This window comes from Holdemanella sp. DFI.5.55, assembly GCF_020593575.1.
GTDB lineage: Bacteria > Bacillota_I > Bacilli_A > Erysipelotrichales > Erysipelotrichaceae > Holdemanella > Holdemanella hominis.
Genome location: NZ_JAJDMK010000012.1, coordinates 14,719 through 32,180, shown reverse-complemented (window position 1 = coordinate 32,180; position 17,462 = coordinate 14,719). Strand labels below are relative to the sequence as shown.

Here is a 17,462-nt window from a genome sequence, read left to right as displayed (position 1 = left end):
ATATTATGTTAGAATAGTCTCATGAAAATTTCAGTAGAACAATTAAAACAATTAAATAAAGAAGAATATATCTTAATTGATATTCGTGATGCCGAAGAAGCCTTTAAAAATCCAATCGAGAACAGTATTGTATTAAGTGGAGAAAGTGTTTTATCCAAAGAATTTGATTCAACTAAGAAGATTATTGTCGTTTGCGCTCAAGGCTATGTCAGTGATGTTGTTGCACAAAAATTGCAGGAAAAATATGAAGCGTATAGTGTAGATGGTGGGTATGTTTCAATCGTTATGGATAAGATGAACACAAATGTGTCGGATGATTTTTGTGCACAAGTCGAAAGAAGTATTATTAAAACGTATCGAAGAAAGATTTGGTCAAAATTTACGAAGGCTATCCGTGATTATGAGCTTGTCAAAAAAGGCGATTGCATTGCGGTGTGTATTTCGGGTGGAAAAGATTCGATGTTGATGGCAAAATGTTTTCAAGAACTGCATAAACATTCACCGGTTCATTTTGATGTGAAATATATCGTAATGGATCCAGGCTATTCAAAAGAGAATCGTGAGGTTATTGAAAGGAATGCCAAAAAGCTAAATATTCCAATTGAAATCTTTGAGAGTGATATTTTTGACAATGTTTTTAATATTGAAAAGAATCCATGTTATATATGTGCAAGAATGCGAAGAGGTCATTTATATAACTATGCCAAGAATTTAGGGTGTAACAAAATAGCTTTGGGACACCACTATGATGATGTGATTGAAACCATTTTAATGTCGATGCTTTATGGGGGACAAATTCAAACGATGATGCCAAAGTTACATTCAAATAACTTTAAGGGTATGGAAGTCATTAGACCACTATACTTGATTCATGAAGATGATATTAAGATTTGGGCAAAACACAACAATCTGTATTTCATTCAGTGTGCATGCAAATTCACTCAGGCTTGTGCCAATGAAACATGTTTAACACAATCCAAGTCAAAGCGTTTAGAAATGAAAAACTTAATCAAGGAATTGAAGAAAGTCAATCCGTTTGTAGAACAAAATATTTTTAAGAGTGTAGAAAATGTAAGCCTTAAAACCGTGATTGCCTATAAGGATGATCATGCAAGACATCACTTTTTAGATACGTATGATGAAGAGGGAAATGAATAGTTTCTCTCTTTTCATTTTTATTTACAAAAATGTAATAATTTACATTGACTATTTTTCACTACGTTCTATAATGGAATTATTGTGGAGGAAACGAATTATGTATAAAACAGAAAGCTTTAAACCAGATACTTTTAAACCCGCTCGTTTTGAGTCTGATGGAAAAATTACATTGTCAGGAAAAGAAATTCCATATCATACAATTTGTGAAGACAATGTCATCTATGGACCAGATGGAAATCCAGTCGCATCAATTTTCACGTATGCCTATTTTAGAAGCGATGTAGAAGATACAGCTGATCGTCCTGTTGTCTTTGCGTATAATGGAGGTCCTGGATCGAGTTGTATGTATGTTCATGCAGGTTTTTTAGGAACGCGTCGTATGCAGTATGATGAAGTGGATCGTGAAAGTGCTTTTGGACCTTATAAAGTCATTGATAATCCAGATTGTTTGATTGATATTGCGGATATCGTATTGATTGATCCTGTTGGAACCGGATATGGTGTATTGATTGATGAGAGTAAGAAGAAAGATTTCTTTGGCATTGAACAAGATGCAGAAGCCCTATTGACAGTTCTTGAAGCTTGGGTTCGTCGTTATAATCGTGGTTTGTCACCAAAATATTTATGTGGCGAAAGTTATGGATGTACTCGTAGTGCAGTCGCTGCAGGAATTGCTGCCACAATGGGAAGAGAAAGAGGCTATGGTATTGCCTTTGATGGTATTGTGTTTATTGGAAATACGGTTACTGTAGGTAAATACTTTGGTGAAGGCTTACCTGTTGAAACAAGTGTATTGGGATTTCCTACATATGCAGGTGTAAACTGGTATCACAATCATCCAACTGATCAAAGTGTAGAAGATTTTGTGAAAGAAGCAAAGGCTTTCGCAGATCATGATTATGTACTTGCACTTTATAAAGGAGAAGCCATTTCGGAAGAAGAAAAAGAACATATCTTAGAAAAAGTAAGTTATTATACAGGTGTTTCTAGAGAATACTTGATTCGTCATGGCTTAAAAATTGATGATGATGATTATCGTCAAGAAGTATTAAAGACAAAAGGAAAAGCTGTATCTCGTTATGATGGTCGTGTGACTCGTCCATTATTAGAGCCCGAACAAGATGAAATCAAAAAGGCACTGTGGGATGATGCGACAGCCGATCGTTACGATACATTCTTCTATGCTGCATTTACAGGAGATCTACTTCCAAAATTAAATGTAAAATTAGACCGCAACTTTATTCCAGGAACTGATTATTATATGCATTGGGATAAAGAAGAAAAGAAAGGTACAACCGCAGAAGAATTGCGTTATGCAATGACACGTCGTCCAGGAATGCGTGCATTCTTTGCGAATGGATGGTTTGATCTATGTACTGAATTTGGATATGCATGGCACACAATGGATCATGCTGGACTTCCAAAAGATCGTGTATTCTGGAAAGGATACCAAAGTGGACATATGATTTATCTTGGTGAAGATAATGTTCATGAATTATGTTCAGATATTCGTGATTTTATTCTTGGTAAGAATCCTAAATCTCAATTTTAATAAATGGCTCACTTCGGTGAGTCTGTTTATCTTGTGATGATAAATAATGGAAAAATAGTGAACTTTTAATGGAAGTAATTGGCTTTTTGAAAGTCACAACGGAATCACCGAAATGTTTCAATGAAACATTTCTCATTTTCGTTAAAACATACAAATAAACATTTGTGAATTTCGTTAAATATGTGTGTTGAATATTTTTAAAATTCGTGAGTGATTGTGATAAAAGACAAAACCGTTGGATTACTACCCAACGGTTTTTTTATAAGGCATTTTTGCACGCATATCTTTTAATCGATTTAATGCGGCAAGTAAGGTTTCATCTTTTTTCGCAAAGTGGAAACGAATATAGCGATTTTCCTTCTCTTTAAAGAAACTAGATCCAGGAACGGCTGCCACACCGACGTTTTTAATGAGATCCACACAGAAATCTAAATCTGAATCATAGCCAAATTCACTGATATCGACCATGACATAGTAAGCTCCTTGCGGTTCTGTATGCGGAATGTTCAATTCTTTTAAGCCATTGATGAATAAATCTTTCTTGTGTGTATATAGCTTTTGTAGTTCATCATAATAAGTATCACTAAATTCAAGCCCTACTACAGCTGCTTCTTGAAGTGGAGCAGCAGCACCAACGGTTAAAAAGTCATGTACTTTCTTGATTTGTTCGATGATATTTTCAGGGGCAATACAATAGCCTAAACGCCACCCTGTAATGGAATACGTTTTAGATAGGGAACTACAAGAAACGGTTCTTTCAAACATACCAGGTAAAGAAGCAAAATATGTATGTTTGTATGGTGCATATACAATGTGTTCATAAACTTCATCCGTAATCACATACGTATCATATTTTACGGCAAGACTAGCGATATATTCCAATTCTTCTTTTGAGAACACTTTTCCGCAAGGATTACTTGGATTGCACAAAATCAAAGCTTTAGGATTTTGTTTAAACGCATTTTCTAATTCTTCTTTATCAAAGTTGAATACAGGTGGATGTAAAGGAACATAAATTGGATTAGCACCACAAAGGATGGAATCCGCCCCATAGTTTTCATAGAATGGAGAGAAAACAATCACTTTATCGCTTGGATCACAAATACTCATCATGGCTGCCATCATAGCTTCGGTACTTCCACAAGTGACAACGATGTTCTTGTTTGAATCTAAATCTAGATTCATGTATTTCGATTGTTTCTTGGCCAAGGCATCTCTAAAGTTTTGGGCACCCCAAGTAATCGCATACTGGTTAAAGTCTTCATGGGCAACTTCGCTTAAACGATTTAGAATTTCTTGTGGGGAATCAAAATCAGGAAATCCCTGCGATAGATTGATCGCATCATATTCATTTGCGATTCTTGTCATTCGACGAATTACAGAATCCGTAAATGTCTTGGTTCTTTTTGATAATTCTTTCATAATCACACTTCCTTTTTCATTTTTTGCATTGTATCATTTTTTGTGGAAATGTAAAATAAAATTGAGGTGATATTCGATGGAAAAATCTAAAGTATACTATACGGATTTTCATACCCGTAAATTAGGTGAGGGTCTACCTACAAAACTGCAATTGTTGGCTAAGGAAGCAGGAATTGCCAATTTGGATCTAGATGGAAAGTTTGTCGCAATCAAAATGCATTTTGGAGAATTAGGAAACATTGCATATTTACGCCCAAATTATGCACGTGCCATTGTGGATGTGGTAAAAGAATTAGGGGGAAAACCATTCTTGACCGATTGTAATACAATGTATCCAGGATCAAGAAAAAATGCTTTGGAACATTTGGAGTGTGCCTGGCAAAATGGATTTACTCCACTTACTGTAGGATGTCCAATTTTGATAGGAGATGGACTAAAAGGAACAGATGATATTGAAGTGCCAGTCGTTGGTGGAGAATATTGTCAAACAGCTAAAATAGGTCGTGCAATTATGGATGCCGATGTCTTTATTTCTTTGACACACTTTAAAGGTCATGAATCAACAGGCTTTGGTGGAACCATTAAAAATATTGGTATGGGGTGTGGTTCGCGTGCAGGTAAAAAAGAACAACATTGTTCAGGTACTCCACATGTTGATGAAAAGCTATGTCGTGGTTGTAAACAATGCTTTAAAGAATGTGCGAATAATGGATTGGAATATGATGAAACAACACATAAGATGTATATCAATGAAACAAACTGTGTTGGATGTGGACGCTGTTTAGGGGCATGTAATTTTGATGCGATCTCCTTCAATAACTATAATGCGAATGAATTGTTGAATAAGCGTATGGCTGAATACACAAAGGCTGTTGTGGGTGGACGTCCTAACTTCCATATTTCTTTGATTGTGGATGTTTCACCAAACTGTGATTGTCATGCCGAAAATGATTTACCAATTTTACCAAATATTGGAATGTTGGCATCTTTTGATCCACTTGCCCTAGATCAAGCCTGTGTAGATTTATGTATGAAGGCAAAACCAATGCCAGGATCACAATTAGATAAACATCTACATGATCCAAACTTCTGTGATCATTATGACCACTTCACAAATTCTACACCTGAATCAGAATGGAAATCTTGTTTAGAACATGCTCAAAAGATTGGTTTGGGAAATCGAGAATACGAGTTGATTGAAATGAAATAAACAGTAGCCTAGGCTACTGTTTTATTTAGTATACGAACTAAAATTGGAACGATGATCAATTGAATGATGATTCCAGGAAGGCAAGTGATAAAGCTTGCCGTCATAAATACAGATAGTGTATAGCCTTGTGTACTTAGTACAAATGTGTTGATTAAGCCATTCACAATTCTTCCTGCAAGCATCGCAATAATTAAACTTATGTATAATTTGGGCATTTCGTTTTTGAAATTGATGTGTTTTTCACACAAGCCAGTAACTAAACCATATACAGCTAGTTCAATCATCATTTGGGGCAAAATCATGGCTGGAGGCATTCCTGTTGTCATACTTGAAAAAAATGGTGTAATAATTCCGCATGCCAAACCATAGGGAGCTCCACAAAATAAGCCACAAATCAATACAGGAATATGCATTGGTAAAAATACACTACCTCCATTTGGAATCACGTGAAAGGCCATTGGAAGTAATACGCCTAGGGCGATACATAAAGCGCAAGATACTAATTTTTTGGTTGTACTTTTCATAATCAGATTCCTCTTTTTTTATTAAAAAACAAATTTCTTTAAGCGAGAAAATGCTTCTTCCACTAAAATTGATGGTAAAGCTAAATTCATTCGAATTGTATTTGGATTCATAAATGGACGGCCATCTTGCCAACATACACCATAGTGGACCCCTTTCTTTAAAAGTTCATCCATCGTGATATCATGTGTATCTAAATACTTTGTGCAATCTAGATACAACATATATGTTCCTTCTGGCTTAATGACTTCAATGCCTTTGAAATTGTTGTGGATAAAATCAAGTGCATAATCTATATTATTCGAAATGACTTCATTTAATTCATTGACCCAATCCAATCCCTCTTTACAATAAGCACCCATAAGAGCATGAACACTTAATATGTTAGGTGAATTGTAGTGAGATAAAGAGGCTTGTTTATTTAATCGATCACGAAGATATTTGTCGTAAACAATATGGTATGAACCGACTAAACCTGCAAGATTGAATGTTTTACTAGGGGCATAGGCCGCAATCGTTCTTTTCTTGGCATCTTCACTTATGGATTGCGTAGGAATATGTGTGTTTTCTTTACGTACTAGATCGGACCAGATTTCATCGCTAAAGACTAAAACATCATGTTTTTTACAGATATCCATAAATGTCTGGATTTCTTCTTTTTTCCATACTCTTCCTGTTGGATTGTGTGGGGAACAGAAAATCGCAAAATGGATATTATGTTTGATAATCTTCCTTTCAATATCTTCATAATCCATAGTCCAGATATCTTCTTTTTTTAACGGACTATCAATAATTTTTCTTCCCAAATTATTCAATGTGTGAATAAACCCAATATAACATGGTGACTGCACTAAAATGGGTTCGCCACTAGCACTAAAAGCCTCAAGTGCACTGGATAAAATACCAAGAACACCATTTTCATATCCGATAGCCTCTTTTTCCACATCTATGCCATGTGTTTCTTTTTGCCAGAATTGAATGGCTTTATAGTAATCTTCTGGTATTTCAAAATATCCAAAGTGAGGCTCATTGATTCTTTCAATCATTTGTTTTTGAATGTTTTCAAAAACAGGATAGTTCATATCTGCAACCCACATAGGGATTGTAGAAAAGTTTGGGTCTACCTCTACATCTTTAATAGGTAGAACATCAAGGGCAAGGGCATCATGTCCTTTTCGATTTAAAAGAGTTGTAAAATCGTATTTCATAATAAAAAAATTCTCCTTAACACAATAATAGTATAATTTTTCGGAATTTGAAATATTGAACGATATCATGTATAATGCTCGCATGACAGATAGTACTTCAACTTTAAAAAAGATTGTCGACTTATTGATTGACATCATCTATAAGACACATACCTATTTCTTGAGTATGAATGACTCATTTGAAGCACAATTATCTGATAAGCAACTTCACTTCTTGATTATTGGCTTGTTGGGTATCGGAATGCTTCTTGTGATTTATCCACTATTTAAGTGGATGGCTAAAAAGAACTTAACTGTTTTAATTAGTTGGTTCTACGTATTTACTGTACTTGTAGTTATTACGTTTGCGATTGAAATAGGCCAATGGTATTCGCATACAGGCGAAATTGACTTCAACGATATTTTGGCAGGTTTGGTCGGCTATTTTGCGATGTCCTTTATATTCCTGCTTGTGGTTGCGATTATCGAATTAATAAAATCGATTTTTAAGAAGAAATAATCAAAAGTTATTTCTTCTTTTTGATTCCATTTGTGGGATGATTAAATCAGAAAGAAGGAATGCCTATGCGCACACGATTTTATAATGCACGTATACTGACAATGAAGGATTTTGATGTTTTTTCAGGGGAAGTCTGGATAGAAGATAATAAGATTATATATGTAGGAAAAGTGAAAACTTCTACTTTTTGTTTTGACCGAGAAATAGATGTACACCAGAATCTAATTATGCCAGGATTTATTAATGCGCATACTCATTCTGGAATGACTTTTTTAAGATCAATGGCCGATGATATGCCTTTGCAGCAATGGCTAAATGAAAGGGTATTTCCGATTGAGGAAAAACTAACACAAGAAGATATTTATTTCTTTTCAAAACTTGCGATATTAGAATATCTAACGAGTGGAATCACTACAAATTTTGACATGTATTTAAATCCTGAAGCAATTGTACATGCAAGTCTTGATATGAATTATCGAACGGTATTATGTGGTGCGGTTAATGATTTTTGTCTATCTGTAGAAGATGTAGAACGCTGCTTCAATGCATACAATCAAAAAAATAGTTTGATTTCTTATATACTAGGTTTTAGTCATGAATATACCAATTCAAAAGAAAAAATTCAACAAGTTGCAGCCTTATCTCATAAATATAAAGCGCCAGTTTATACACATTTAAGTGAAACAGAATATGAAGTTAATACATGCAAAGAAAAGACGGGACGCAGCCCTATTGAATACTTGTGTGATCTAGGTGTATATGACTATGGTGGAGGTGCATTTCATTGCGTACATATGAGCACGCATGATTTAGATTTATTCGCCAAAAAACATTTGAATGTCATCACAAATCCAGCATCCAATCTAAAACTAGCTAGTGGCATAGCTCCAATCCAATCGATGCTTCAACGAAATATCAATGTATGTTTAGGAACGGATGGTGCGGCAAGTAATAATTGTCTAGATATGTTTAGAGAGATGTTTTTAGTGACAGGACTAGCTAAATATAAAGAGAAGGATGCTTCTGCAGTCGATGCTTACGAAGTGTTGAAAATGGCGACAGTGAATGCTGCGAAAGCTTTACATTTAAATTGTGGTGTCTTAGAAGTTGGAAAGTTGGCAGATTTAATTATTTTAGATCTACATCAACCGAATATGCAGCCAATTAACAATGTCGCAAAAAATATTGTATACAGTGGATCTAAATTCAATGTAAAATGTACTATGGTCAATGGTAAAATTCTATATGAAGATGGACACTTTCATGTGGGATTTGAGATTGAGGCACTATATGATGAAGTACAAAAAAGGGTAGAGAGGTTAATGCGATGAATATACAGATTTTTGGGAAAAACAAATGCTTTGATACAAAGAAAGCACAACGCTATTTTAAAGAAAGAAATATTAAGTTTCAGTTTATTAATTTAGACGAAAAAGAAATGAGTAAGAAAGAATTTGAGAGTGTGCTTAGACAAGTTGGCATTGATTCCATGATTGATCCAAAGGCTAAGGATAAAGAATTATTGACAATGTTGAATTACTTGTCGAATAAAGAAGATAAAGTGTATCTCAATCAGCACATATTAAAAACGCCAATCGTGCGTAACTGCAAATTGGCGACAGTAGGCTACGAACCAAATGTTTGGAAAACATGGGATTAGTCTTTGTATAAGAAACAATCTTTTTCATGAGAATAAATCACACCGATGGCTTGAAGAAAGGAGTATATAATGGTACTTCCTACAAACTTCATGCCTCTTTTTTTTAAATCATTTGATATGGAATCTGAAAGAGTCGATGTAGTTTTTCCTGTTTCATAGATAATCTTTCCATGTGTAAAAGTACATAAATAATTATAAAAAGTTTGATACTCTTCTTGAATGGATTTAAAAATCTTCGCATTTGAAATACTTGCTTTGATCTTTAATTTGTTACGAATGATATTAGGATTGTTTCTTAATTGTTCTATTTTTTCTTCATCAAATTCAATCACTTTATCAATGTCAAAATCTTCATAAGCCTCTTTAAAAGCTTCTCTTTTATTTAGAACACACTGCCAACTAAGACCTGCCTGAAAAGATTCAAGGATCAACATTTCAAATAGATATTTTTCATCTGTATTCAGTTTTCCCCATTCATAATCATGATATTCAATATATTTTGGATTGTTTAGATTACACCACGTACACCGTTTCATAATTTCATTTTAAAGTAGATAAAATGTGAACTCAATGATAAAATTGAATCAGTTGGTTATTCTCACTTGAGAATAACGGGAAGGATTTTATGCAAGATTCATTTGGTCGAAATATAAATTATATGCGAATCTCATTAACTGACAGATGTAACTATGCTTGTTACTACTGCAAGCCAGACATTTCAAAACATCTTTGTCATTCAGATATATTGACGTATGAACAACTTTTAGATATTTGTAGATGTGCCATTACTTTAGGAATCACTCGATTTAAAATCACGGGTGGGGAACCCACACTTCGTAAAGGCTATATTGATTTTATTCGCAGGTTAAAAGAATTGGATGGAGTTGAACAAGTAACTCTCACAACCAATGGAAGTTTATTTTCTTTTACAGATTTAGATGAACTAAAAAAAATAGGGCTTGATTGTATTAACTTTTCAATTGACACACTCGATGAATCTGAATATTTGAAGATATGTAAAAAGAACAATTTGAAGAAGGTTCTTTCAAATCTAGAATATGCCTATCAGATTGGAATCCCTGTGAAAGTGAATTGTGTTGTGGACAATCTATTTTCGCTTTCTCGATTTGAATCTATGTTAGAACTCATCAAAGATAAAAAGATTGCGTTGCGATACATTGAATTGATGCCACTAAAATATAGTGATCGAAACTCCAAAATGAATGAACTGATTGAATATGTACAAAAGAATTATACATTAAATGCATATAATAATAAGCTTGGCAATGGACCAGCTCATTATTATACAATACCAGAGTTTCAGGGATATATTGGTTTTATTGAAGCGTTACATAATAAATTTTGTGGTCAATGCAATCGCGTGCGCTTAAGTAGTGTAGGACGATTGAAATTATGTTTATTCCATAGTGATGGAGTGGATTTAAAACCTTATCTAAATGATTTGGAAGAACTAGAAAAAGTGATGAAAGAGTGGATATTCAAGAAGCCTAAGGAACATCATTTTGAAGAAGAACATTCGTCGACGGTGATGAATGAAATTGGAGGTTAAAATGGAATTAACACATTTTGATGAACATGGAAATGCATGCATGGTGGATGTAAGTGAAAAGGATGTTACTTCAAGAAGTGCTTGTGCGGTTGGAAGTATATTGGTAAATGAAGAAATTCTAAATAAAATTGAGCAGAGCGACATGAAAAAAGGAGATGTATTAGGTGTAGCTCGTATTGCCGGAATTATGGGTGTAAAAAAGACGAGTGAGTTAATTCCTTTATGTCATCCTTTAATGATCAATAAGGTGAATATTGATTTTGATGTTGATAGAGCAAATTGTTTGATCTATGCCTACTGTACCGTGAAGTGTAATGGAAAAACGGGTGTAGAAATGGAAGCTTTGACAGGTGTAAATGTTTGTCTTCTGACAATTTATGACATGTGTAAAGTTGTAAGTAAAGATATGGAAATCAAAAATGTACATTTGGTTTCTAAATCAGGTGGAAAAAGTGGAGATTTTGTATGGAAGGAATAATTAAAGCTATTTGTATTAGTGAACATAAAGGAACAGAAAAACATCCGGTTCAAGATATTGATATTATTAAGAATCATGGATTAGAAAATGATGCGCATGCGGGTAAATGGCATCGCCAAGTTTCTTTATTATCGTATGAAATGCGTGAAGAATTTAAGGCTAAAGGAGCTGATGTAGAGGATGGTGCCTTTGGCGAGAACTTACTTGTATCAGGTATTGAATTCACAAGTTATCCAGTAGGAACACAATTTAAGATTGGGGATGTATTACTAGAACTGACGCAAATAGGCAAAAGCTGTCATTCGCACTGTGCAATCTATCATCAAGTTGGTCAATGTATTATGCCTCATCTAGGTGTATTTACGCGTGTAATACATGGTGGGCATATTTGCGTTGGAGATACCGTTGAAGTCATTGAAAATAAAGATTCTAGAATGCGTGTAGCCGTATTGACATTAAGTGATAAGGCAAGTACTGGACAAAGAAAAGATGAGAGTGGTCCATTAATTGAAAAGATCATGACAGAACATGGATACAATGTGACAAGTGTGACAGTGATTGCGGATGATGAAAATGAAATTGTTTCGCAACTCATCAATTTAAGTGATCGTTGCCAAAATGATTTAATTCTTACAACCGGAGGTACCGGACTTAGTATTCGTGATGTGACGCCAGAAGCCACAATGAAAGTTATGACAAGAAATGTTCCAGGTATTAGTGAAGCATTGCGCTATGAATCGATGAAATATACAAATAAGGCCATGTTGTCTCGTGGTGCAAGTGTATTAAGAAATCAGACTTTGATTATTAACTTGCCAGGAAGTCCTAAGGCAGTAAAGGAAAGTCTAGATATTATTTTAGGACCATTAAAACATGGCTTAGAAATTATGAAGGGTGAAGCGAGTGAGTGCGCAAGGAAGTAATTTAGATTTAACTCCAATCTGGATATCTTTAAAAACGGCAAGTATCACAATTGTGATCACATTTATTCTTGGTTTACTGGCGGCATGGTGGATTTATTCAAGAAAGAGCGAAGCTTTGAAAATGGTCTTTGATGGAATCTTTACTTTGCCTATGGTTTTACCACCTACAGTAGCTGGATTTTTCTTGTTGATGATCTTTGGCGTAAATCAACCTATAGGAAAATTTTTTATGAGTGCATTTGGCATTCGCATCGCATTTAGCTTTAGTGCGACTGTGATCGCAGCGGTGGTTATTTCATTTCCACTCATGTATCGAAATGCCAGGGGTGCCTTTGATCAAGTGGATACGGATTTAGTGTATGCCGCAAGAACTTTAGGAATGAGCGAATGGAACATCTTCTTGAAAGTGTTGATTCCCAATGCTTTACCAGGAATTATTAGTGGTGGTGTCCTTGCGTTTGCGCGTGGCTTAGGTGAGTTTGGTGCAACGGCGATGCTTGCAGGAAACATCATTGGAAAGACAAGAACACTTCCTGTAGCTGTATATAGTGAAGTGATGAGTGGAGATATGGAATCAGCTGCCTTTTATGTGTGGGTGATCATTGGCATTTGTTTTACAGCTGTGATTTTGTTGAATCTATATCAATTGTATGTTCGAAAGAAAAGGAGTTTCTAAATGTTGGAAGTACAAATATATAAGAAGCTTGCAGAATTTGATTTAGACGTTTCCTTTCAAGTGCACGACAATATTTCAGGGCTTATGGGAGCTTCAGGGTCTGGCAAAAGTATGACATTAAAATGTATAGCTGGAATTGAAACGCCAGATCAAGGACGGATTGTATTAAATGATCGTGTTTTATTTGATTCAGAAAAGAAAATAAATGTACCGATTCAAAAACGAAATGTGGGCTATATGTTTCAAAGCTATGCTCTATTTCCCAATATGGATGTATATGAAAATATTAGTGTGGGATTAAGGGCTAGAAAAGTAAATGATGTGGATATTGTGGTCAGGAAAGTGATGAAACAATTTCAAATTAGTGAACTTGCTTCAAGATATCCCAAACAATTATCCGGTGGACAAAGACAGAGGGTGGCATTGGCTCGTTTAATGGCTTATGAACCAGATGTTCTTTTATTGGATGAACCATTTAGTGCTTTAGATGAAGATTTAAAGGAAGATTTATTAAGGGAACTTAAAAGTGAGCTTCAAATTTCAAAACCGGTTGTTTTTGTATCACACAATGAAGAGGAAGTAAGTGAGTTGTGTGATTTTAAATATAAAATAAAACTAGGAGAGATCGTATGAAAAAAGGCTTAAGTGTTTTATTGGCTGGGGTCATGGCCATAAGTTTATATGGGTGTAGTTCAAATGAATCAAAGGAACAAGTAAAACTAACAATTGCGGCAGCCGCAAGTTTGGAAAACGCATTTGAAGATGAATTGATTCCTATGTTTGAAAAAGAGTATCCAAATGTAACGATTGAAGGTGTATATGATAGTAGTGGAAAATTACAGCTTCAAATTGAAAAAGGATTAGATGCCGATGTATTTTTTAGTGCAGCTACAACACAGATGAACGCTTTAAAAGATGAAGATTTAGTAGATGCAGATTCGATTTCAAATGTATTAGAGAATAAATTGGTATTGATCAAAGGAAAAGACAGCACTACAACAGTCACTGGATTTGATAATATTAAAGATGCTTCAATTATTGCGATTGGAGATCCAGAAGTGGTTCCTGCAGGAAGCTACGCAAAGGAAGCTTTGACAAATTTAGGTGTATGGGATTCAATTCAAGATCGTTTAAGCTTAGCGGGAAATGTAACGGAAGTATTGTCTCAAGTTGAAACACAAAATGCAGAAATTGGTTTAGTTTACGCGACAGATGCTGCAAGTAGTGATAAAGTAGAGGTAGTGGCAGAGTGCGATAATTCATTATTAGCTACACCAGTACTATATCCAGTTGGTCATATATCTAGTACAAAGCATAAAGATGAAGCCAATTCGTTGATTGAATTCTTAAAGAGCGATAAAGCTTTAAAAGTATTCAAAAAATACGGATTTAAAAAAGGAGAATAAGATGAGATTAATCAAGACACAGGATGCCGTAGGGCATGTACTTTGTCATGATATAACGCAGATCATTAAGGGTGTCACAAAAGATGCCCTTTTTCGTAAGGGTCATATTGTGACAGAAGAAGATATTCCTTTATTGTTGTCAGTTGGAAAAGAACATTTATATGTTTGGGAAAATGACGAGAGCATGATGCATGAAAATGATGCGGCTATGGTTTTACTAGATATGTGTAAAAATGAACACATGTCGTATGGTGAGATCAAAGAAGGAAAAATCGAATTAAAAAGTGAGATTCACGGGTTGTTGAAAGTAGATCGTAAGGCTTTGTTTACAGTAAATTCATTTGGACAGATGATGATCGCAACAAGACATGGAAACACAGTAGTAAATCCGGGTGATAAACTTGCGGGTATGCGTATTATTCCTTTGGTGATTAAAAAGGAAAAGATGGATAAAGTTAGATCACTCATCACATCTCCTATTCTTGAAATTAAGCCGTTTGTATTAAAGAAAGCGGCTGTGATCACAACAGGAAGTGAAGTGTATAAAGGAAGAATTCAAGATACATTTACACCAGTTATTCAAGATAAATTGGCTGAGTTTGGTTGTGAAATGGTGTATCATGCGATTTGTGATGATGACGATAAAATGGTGACAGAAAAAATCAATGAAGCATTGACACAAGGGGTAGATATTGTACTTTGTACAGGTGGAATGAGTGTGGATCCAGATGATCGAACGCCACTCGCAATCAAGAACACAGGTGCCAATATAATTAGCTATGGTTCTCCAGTTCTTCCTGGTGCTATGTTTTTACTTTCTTATAAAGGAGAAGTCCCAATTGTTGGTCTTCCCGGATGTGTTATGTATGCCAAAAGAACGGTATTTGATTTAGTACTTTGTCGTTTACTTGCCAAGGATGTAGTGACATATGAAGAATTGTGTGATTTAGGTGAAGGTGGATTGTGCTTAGGATGTGATATTTGCACATATCCAAATTGTGGATTTGGAAAATGAGATATAAACTAAAAATTCAAATTGGTAATAATGAACCAAATTTTGGCAAGGGCGTTGTAGAACTATTGGAATTATGCGATAAGTATGGTTCTCTATCAAAGGCTTATAAAGAAATGGGAATGTCAAATTCAAAGGCTTGGAAAATCATCAAAAGAGCTCAAGAAGATTTGGGTTATGAACTGGTTCATACGACGAGTGGTGGAAGTCTTGGTGGAGGCTCGCAATTGACTTTAGAAGGAAAAAAATTGGTACGTAAATATAAATTGTTTCAAGAAAAAATAGAAATGTATTCCGAACAAGTGTTTAAGGAAGTATTTAAAAATGAATAAAGAGGAAGTATTGATTATTACTTTTAAAAGTATTCAAGATGTTCTAGATTTGGAGTCTAAGACAAAAAACGGGCGTATGATACCTGTTCCAAGTTGTGTTAAGGCAGGATGTGGCATGTGTTTTATGTCGAAGGATCTAGATGAGGAAAAGTGGAAACTCTTTTTAGAAGAACAAAATGTTTTGTATGAGGATATAGTAAGGGTGAATTTTTGATGAATGAAAAAATATATTGTAAGAATGGTGGATGTAGTGCTAAATTGGGCGCAAAGAAATTGAGTCATATTCTAGAAAAAATTGATTCTTATAAAGACAGTAATGTTTTGGTTGGATTTGATTCAAGGGATGATGCGGCAGTTTATCAAATCGATGAGAATCATGCGTTTGTATCTACTTTGGATTTCTTTCCACCTATGGTAGAAGATCCATATTTGTATGGTCAGATTGCAGCAACAAATGCACTCAGTGATATTTATGCGATGAATGGTACGCCTAAAACAGCTTTAAATATTGTGTGTTTTCCAGACAATGAGGATTTGAATATTTTAGGTAAAATCATTGAAGGAGGAAATTCTAAGCTGGTTGAAGCTGAGTGTGCACTAGCTGGAGGGCATTCCATTCGTGATGATTCAATTAAATATGGTTTGAGTGTAACTGGTTTGGTAAATCCAAAAGACGTAAAGAAAAATAATGGCACACAATGTGGGGATGTCTTGATTTTGACGAAGCCTTTAGGTGTTGGTTTGACTTTAAATGCGTTGCGTATGAATGATTGTTCTAAAGAAATGCAGGAAAGAGTCTTTAAAAGTATGACTACATTAAACAAGTATGCTTGTGATGTTTTAAAAAAATATGATGTGCATGCTCTAACCGATGTAACGGGTTTTGGCTTGTTGGTGCATTTAAATGAGATGTTAGACGAAAAAAATAGTGCAGTGATTTATAAGGATTCGATTCCATATTTTGATGACTGTCAAAAGTATGTCGAAGAATTTTATTTAAGTGGGGCTGCCCAGACCAATCGCAATAGTGTAGAGGGTAAGATTAGTTTTGATTGTGATTTCTTTACAGAAGAAATCTTGTTTGACCCACAAACGAGTGGTGGCTTATTAGCTAGTGTATCTAAAGCGGATTTAGAAATGCTAGAGAAAGATTTTAAGGAAAATAATCTTGAATTGTATGTTGTGGGTGAAGTCATTGAGAAAAATGAATATAATGTATATGTAAGAGGTAGGAAGATATGAAAACTTTAGATTGTAGAGGCTTAGAGTGTCCACTTCCAGTTGTAAAGACAAAGGAAGCTTTAAAAGAAGAAAATGTAGTTTCAACAATTGTGGATAATGAGATTGCGGTTGAAAACTTAACGAAGTTTGCGAAAGTAAAGAATTATACGGTAAATTCTAAAAAAGAGGGTAAGGATTATATTGTTGAAATTTCAAAGGGTGATGAAGAAGCAGATTTTGAAGTGGAATACACATATGCGGACTGCAGCTTGGCTAAGCCTAAAATGGTTGTTGTGTGCGCAAGTAATGTGATGGGTTCAGATCCGGATTTAGGTGCGATTTTAATGAAATCATTTATTTTCTCTTTGACAAAACAAGATGTTTTGCCAGATGAAATGATTTTCTATAATGAGGGTGTAAAAATCACAACGACAAAGAGTGAAACTTTAGAAGATTTAAAATATTTAGCGGATAATGGAGTAGAAATTGTAAGTTGTGGAACTTGCTTGGATTTCTTCCATTTAAAAGAAGAACTTCAGGTTGGTTCAGTCACAAATATGTATGATATTGTAGAAAGAATGGAGAAGGCTGATAAAATTATCAAGCCATAAGG

At 34.8% G+C, this 17,462-nt stretch carries 21 protein-coding genes; 17 read left to right on the top strand and 4 right to left on the bottom strand.

The genetic code is table 11. The annotated features are described in order from the left end of the window. Nucleotides 1-21: 21 nt before the first annotated feature. Nucleotides 22-1,158: an ATP-binding protein gene (locus tag LJE08_RS04460; RefSeq protein ID WP_117926714.1), complete on the top strand. Its 1,137-nt coding sequence runs from the start codon at nucleotides 22-24 to the stop codon at nucleotides 1,156-1,158. Between the two features lie 97 nt (nucleotides 1,159-1,255). Further along, a complete protein-coding gene (locus LJE08_RS04455; protein ID WP_217256670.1) occupies nucleotides 1,256-2,710 on the top strand; it encodes a S10 family peptidase in 1,455 nt (484 codons plus the stop codon). Between the two features lie 243 nt (nucleotides 2,711-2,953). On the opposite strand, the gene LJE08_RS04450 is transcribed toward LJE08_RS04455, so the two are convergent. Further along, nucleotides 2,954-4,132, bottom strand: a complete 1,179-nt coding sequence (locus LJE08_RS04450; protein WP_227402507.1) for a pyridoxal phosphate-dependent aminotransferase — start codon at nucleotides 4,130-4,132, stop codon at nucleotides 2,954-2,956. Nucleotides 4,133-4,208: 76 nt separating this feature from the next. Here LJE08_RS04450 and LJE08_RS04445 point away from each other — a divergent pair, with 76 nt between their 5' ends. Then, the gene (locus tag LJE08_RS04445) at nucleotides 4,209-5,342 is read left to right on the top strand and encodes a DUF362 domain-containing protein (RefSeq protein WP_227402506.1); all 1,134 of its coding nucleotides are present in this window, start codon (nucleotides 4,209-4,211) and stop codon (nucleotides 5,340-5,342) included. A gap of 8 nt (nucleotides 5,343-5,350) precedes the next feature. On the opposite strand, the gene LJE08_RS04440 is transcribed toward LJE08_RS04445, so the two are convergent. After that, a complete protein-coding gene (locus LJE08_RS04440) occupies nucleotides 5,351-5,866 on the bottom strand; it encodes an ECF transporter S component (protein WP_186998703.1) in 516 nt (171 codons plus the stop codon). A gap of 21 nt (nucleotides 5,867-5,887) precedes the next feature. Beyond that, nucleotides 5,888-7,072, bottom strand: a complete 1,185-nt coding sequence (locus LJE08_RS04435) for a MalY/PatB family protein (RefSeq protein WP_227402505.1) — start codon at nucleotides 7,070-7,072, stop codon at nucleotides 5,888-5,890. Between the two features lie 67 nt (nucleotides 7,073-7,139). On the opposite strand from LJE08_RS04435, the gene LJE08_RS04430 reads away from it, so the two are divergent. The 3 genes from LJE08_RS04430 (at nucleotide 7,140) to LJE08_RS04420 (ending at nucleotide 9,231) form a co-directional block, all read left to right on the top strand. Next, nucleotides 7,140-7,571, top strand: a complete 432-nt coding sequence (locus tag LJE08_RS04430; protein ID WP_227402504.1) for a hypothetical protein — start codon at nucleotides 7,140-7,142, stop codon at nucleotides 7,569-7,571. 65 nt (nucleotides 7,572-7,636) lie between these two features. Next, on the top strand, nucleotides 7,637-8,902 hold the full coding sequence (locus tag LJE08_RS04425) for an amidohydrolase (RefSeq protein ID WP_227402503.1): 1,266 nt from the start codon (nucleotides 7,637-7,639) through the stop codon (nucleotides 8,900-8,902). Beyond that, nucleotides 8,899-9,231 (top strand): arsenate reductase family protein, encoded by a 333-nt coding sequence (locus LJE08_RS04420; protein ID WP_227402502.1) that lies wholly within the window; start codon nucleotides 8,899-8,901, stop codon nucleotides 9,229-9,231. Before LJE08_RS04425 ends, LJE08_RS04420 begins: the two co-directional genes overlap by 4 nt. On the opposite strand, the gene LJE08_RS04415 is transcribed toward LJE08_RS04420, so the two are convergent. After that, nucleotides 9,228-9,767 (bottom strand): DNA-3-methyladenine glycosylase I, encoded by a 540-nt coding sequence (locus LJE08_RS04415; RefSeq protein ID WP_227402501.1) that lies wholly within the window; start codon nucleotides 9,765-9,767, stop codon nucleotides 9,228-9,230. The genes LJE08_RS04420 and LJE08_RS04415 overlap by 4 nt on opposite strands. Before the next feature lie 89 nt (nucleotides 9,768-9,856). On the opposite strand from LJE08_RS04415, the gene moaA reads away from it, so the two are divergent. From moaA to yedF, 11 genes are read left to right on the top strand one after another with little or no spacing between them, the layout of a single operon-like run. Next, on the top strand, nucleotides 9,857-10,801 hold the full coding sequence (gene moaA, locus LJE08_RS04410) for a GTP 3',8-cyclase MoaA (RefSeq protein ID WP_186998707.1): 945 nt from the start codon (nucleotides 9,857-9,859) through the stop codon (nucleotides 10,799-10,801). 1 nt (nucleotide 10,802) lies between these two features. Continuing rightward, entirely contained in the window at nucleotides 10,803-11,279 is a 477-nt protein-coding gene (gene moaC / locus LJE08_RS04405; protein WP_238635969.1) for a cyclic pyranopterin monophosphate synthase MoaC, read from the top strand. After that, on the top strand, nucleotides 11,267-12,202 hold the full coding sequence (locus tag LJE08_RS04400; RefSeq protein ID WP_227402499.1) for an MOSC domain-containing protein: 936 nt from the start codon (nucleotides 11,267-11,269) through the stop codon (nucleotides 12,200-12,202). The genes moaC and LJE08_RS04400 overlap by 13 nt, the downstream gene beginning before the upstream one ends. Beyond that, the gene (gene modB / locus LJE08_RS04395; RefSeq protein ID WP_117926143.1) at nucleotides 12,183-12,878 is read left to right on the top strand and encodes a molybdate ABC transporter permease subunit; all 696 of its coding nucleotides are present in this window, start codon (nucleotides 12,183-12,185) and stop codon (nucleotides 12,876-12,878) included. The genes LJE08_RS04400 and modB overlap by 20 nt, the downstream gene beginning before the upstream one ends. After that, the gene (locus tag LJE08_RS04390) at nucleotides 12,879-13,511 is read left to right on the top strand and encodes a sulfate/molybdate ABC transporter ATP-binding protein (RefSeq protein ID WP_117926145.1); all 633 of its coding nucleotides are present in this window, start codon (nucleotides 12,879-12,881) and stop codon (nucleotides 13,509-13,511) included. Continuing rightward, nucleotides 13,508-14,284: a molybdate ABC transporter substrate-binding protein gene (gene modA / locus LJE08_RS04385; protein ID WP_217256390.1), complete on the top strand. Its 777-nt coding sequence runs from the start codon at nucleotides 13,508-13,510 to the stop codon at nucleotides 14,282-14,284. The genes LJE08_RS04390 and modA overlap by 4 nt, the downstream gene beginning before the upstream one ends. 1 nt (nucleotide 14,285) lies before the next feature. Further along, nucleotides 14,286-15,299, top strand: coding sequence for a molybdopterin-binding protein (locus LJE08_RS04380; RefSeq protein WP_186998712.1), 1,014 nt, complete (start codon nucleotides 14,286-14,288; stop codon nucleotides 15,297-15,299). Then, nucleotides 15,296-15,628: a winged helix-turn-helix domain-containing protein gene (locus tag LJE08_RS04375; RefSeq protein ID WP_227402498.1), complete on the top strand. Its 333-nt coding sequence runs from the start codon at nucleotides 15,296-15,298 to the stop codon at nucleotides 15,626-15,628. The genes LJE08_RS04380 and LJE08_RS04375 overlap by 4 nt, the downstream gene beginning before the upstream one ends. Next, nucleotides 15,621-15,842 carry a DUF3343 domain-containing protein gene (locus LJE08_RS04370; RefSeq protein ID WP_117926155.1) on the top strand — a complete coding sequence of 74 codons (222 nt, stop codon included), beginning with the start codon at nucleotides 15,621-15,623 and terminating at the stop codon, nucleotides 15,840-15,842. Before LJE08_RS04375 ends, LJE08_RS04370 begins: the two co-directional genes overlap by 8 nt. Beyond that, nucleotides 15,842-16,870, top strand: coding sequence for a selenide, water dikinase SelD (gene selD / locus LJE08_RS04365; protein WP_227402497.1), 1,029 nt, complete (start codon nucleotides 15,842-15,844; stop codon nucleotides 16,868-16,870). The genes LJE08_RS04370 and selD overlap by 1 nt, the downstream gene beginning before the upstream one ends. After that, a complete protein-coding gene (gene yedF / locus LJE08_RS04360) occupies nucleotides 16,867-17,460 on the top strand; it encodes a sulfurtransferase-like selenium metabolism protein YedF (RefSeq protein WP_117926159.1) in 594 nt (197 codons plus the stop codon). The genes selD and yedF overlap by 4 nt, the downstream gene beginning before the upstream one ends. Nucleotides 17,461-17,462: the final 2 nt, after the last annotated feature.

Coding starts and splice junctions, on each gene's coding strand:
- LJE08_RS04460 (WP_117926714.1), top strand. CDS start 22: ATGAAAATTTCAGTAGAACAATTAAAACAATTAAATAAAGAAGAATAT.
- LJE08_RS04455 (WP_217256670.1), top strand. CDS start 1,256: ATGTATAAAACAGAAAGCTTTAAACCAGATACTTTTAAACCCGCTCGT.
- LJE08_RS04450 (WP_227402507.1), bottom strand. CDS start 4,132: ATGAAAGAATTATCAAAAAGAACCAAGACATTTACGGATTCTGTAATT.
- LJE08_RS04445 (WP_227402506.1), top strand. CDS start 4,209: ATGGAAAAATCTAAAGTATACTATACGGATTTTCATACCCGTAAATTA.
- LJE08_RS04440 (WP_186998703.1), bottom strand. CDS start 5,866: ATGAAAAGTACAACCAAAAAATTAGTATCTTGCGCTTTATGTATCGCC.
- LJE08_RS04435 (WP_227402505.1), bottom strand. CDS start 7,072: ATGAAATACGATTTTACAACTCTTTTAAATCGAAAAGGACATGATGCC.
- LJE08_RS04430 (WP_227402504.1), top strand. CDS start 7,140: ATGTATAATGCTCGCATGACAGATAGTACTTCAACTTTAAAAAAGATT.
- LJE08_RS04425 (WP_227402503.1), top strand. CDS start 7,637: ATGCGCACACGATTTTATAATGCACGTATACTGACAATGAAGGATTTT.
- LJE08_RS04420 (WP_227402502.1), top strand. CDS start 8,899: ATGAATATACAGATTTTTGGGAAAAACAAATGCTTTGATACAAAGAAA.
- LJE08_RS04415 (WP_227402501.1), bottom strand. CDS start 9,767: ATGAAACGGTGTACGTGGTGTAATCTAAACAATCCAAAATATATTGAA.
- moaA (WP_186998707.1), top strand. CDS start 9,857: ATGCAAGATTCATTTGGTCGAAATATAAATTATATGCGAATCTCATTA.
- moaC (WP_238635969.1), top strand. CDS start 10,803: ATGGAATTAACACATTTTGATGAACATGGAAATGCATGCATGGTGGAT.
- LJE08_RS04400 (WP_227402499.1), top strand. CDS start 11,267: ATGGAAGGAATAATTAAAGCTATTTGTATTAGTGAACATAAAGGAACA.
- LJE08_RS04390 (WP_117926145.1), top strand. CDS start 12,879: ATGTTGGAAGTACAAATATATAAGAAGCTTGCAGAATTTGATTTAGAC.
- modA (WP_217256390.1), top strand. CDS start 13,508: ATGAAAAAAGGCTTAAGTGTTTTATTGGCTGGGGTCATGGCCATAAGT.
- LJE08_RS04380 (WP_186998712.1), top strand. CDS start 14,286: ATGAGATTAATCAAGACACAGGATGCCGTAGGGCATGTACTTTGTCAT.
- LJE08_RS04375 (WP_227402498.1), top strand. CDS start 15,296: ATGAGATATAAACTAAAAATTCAAATTGGTAATAATGAACCAAATTTT.
- LJE08_RS04370 (WP_117926155.1), top strand. CDS start 15,621: ATGAATAAAGAGGAAGTATTGATTATTACTTTTAAAAGTATTCAAGAT.
- selD (WP_227402497.1), top strand. CDS start 15,842: ATGAATGAAAAAATATATTGTAAGAATGGTGGATGTAGTGCTAAATTG.
- yedF (WP_117926159.1), top strand. CDS start 16,867: ATGAAAACTTTAGATTGTAGAGGCTTAGAGTGTCCACTTCCAGTTGTA.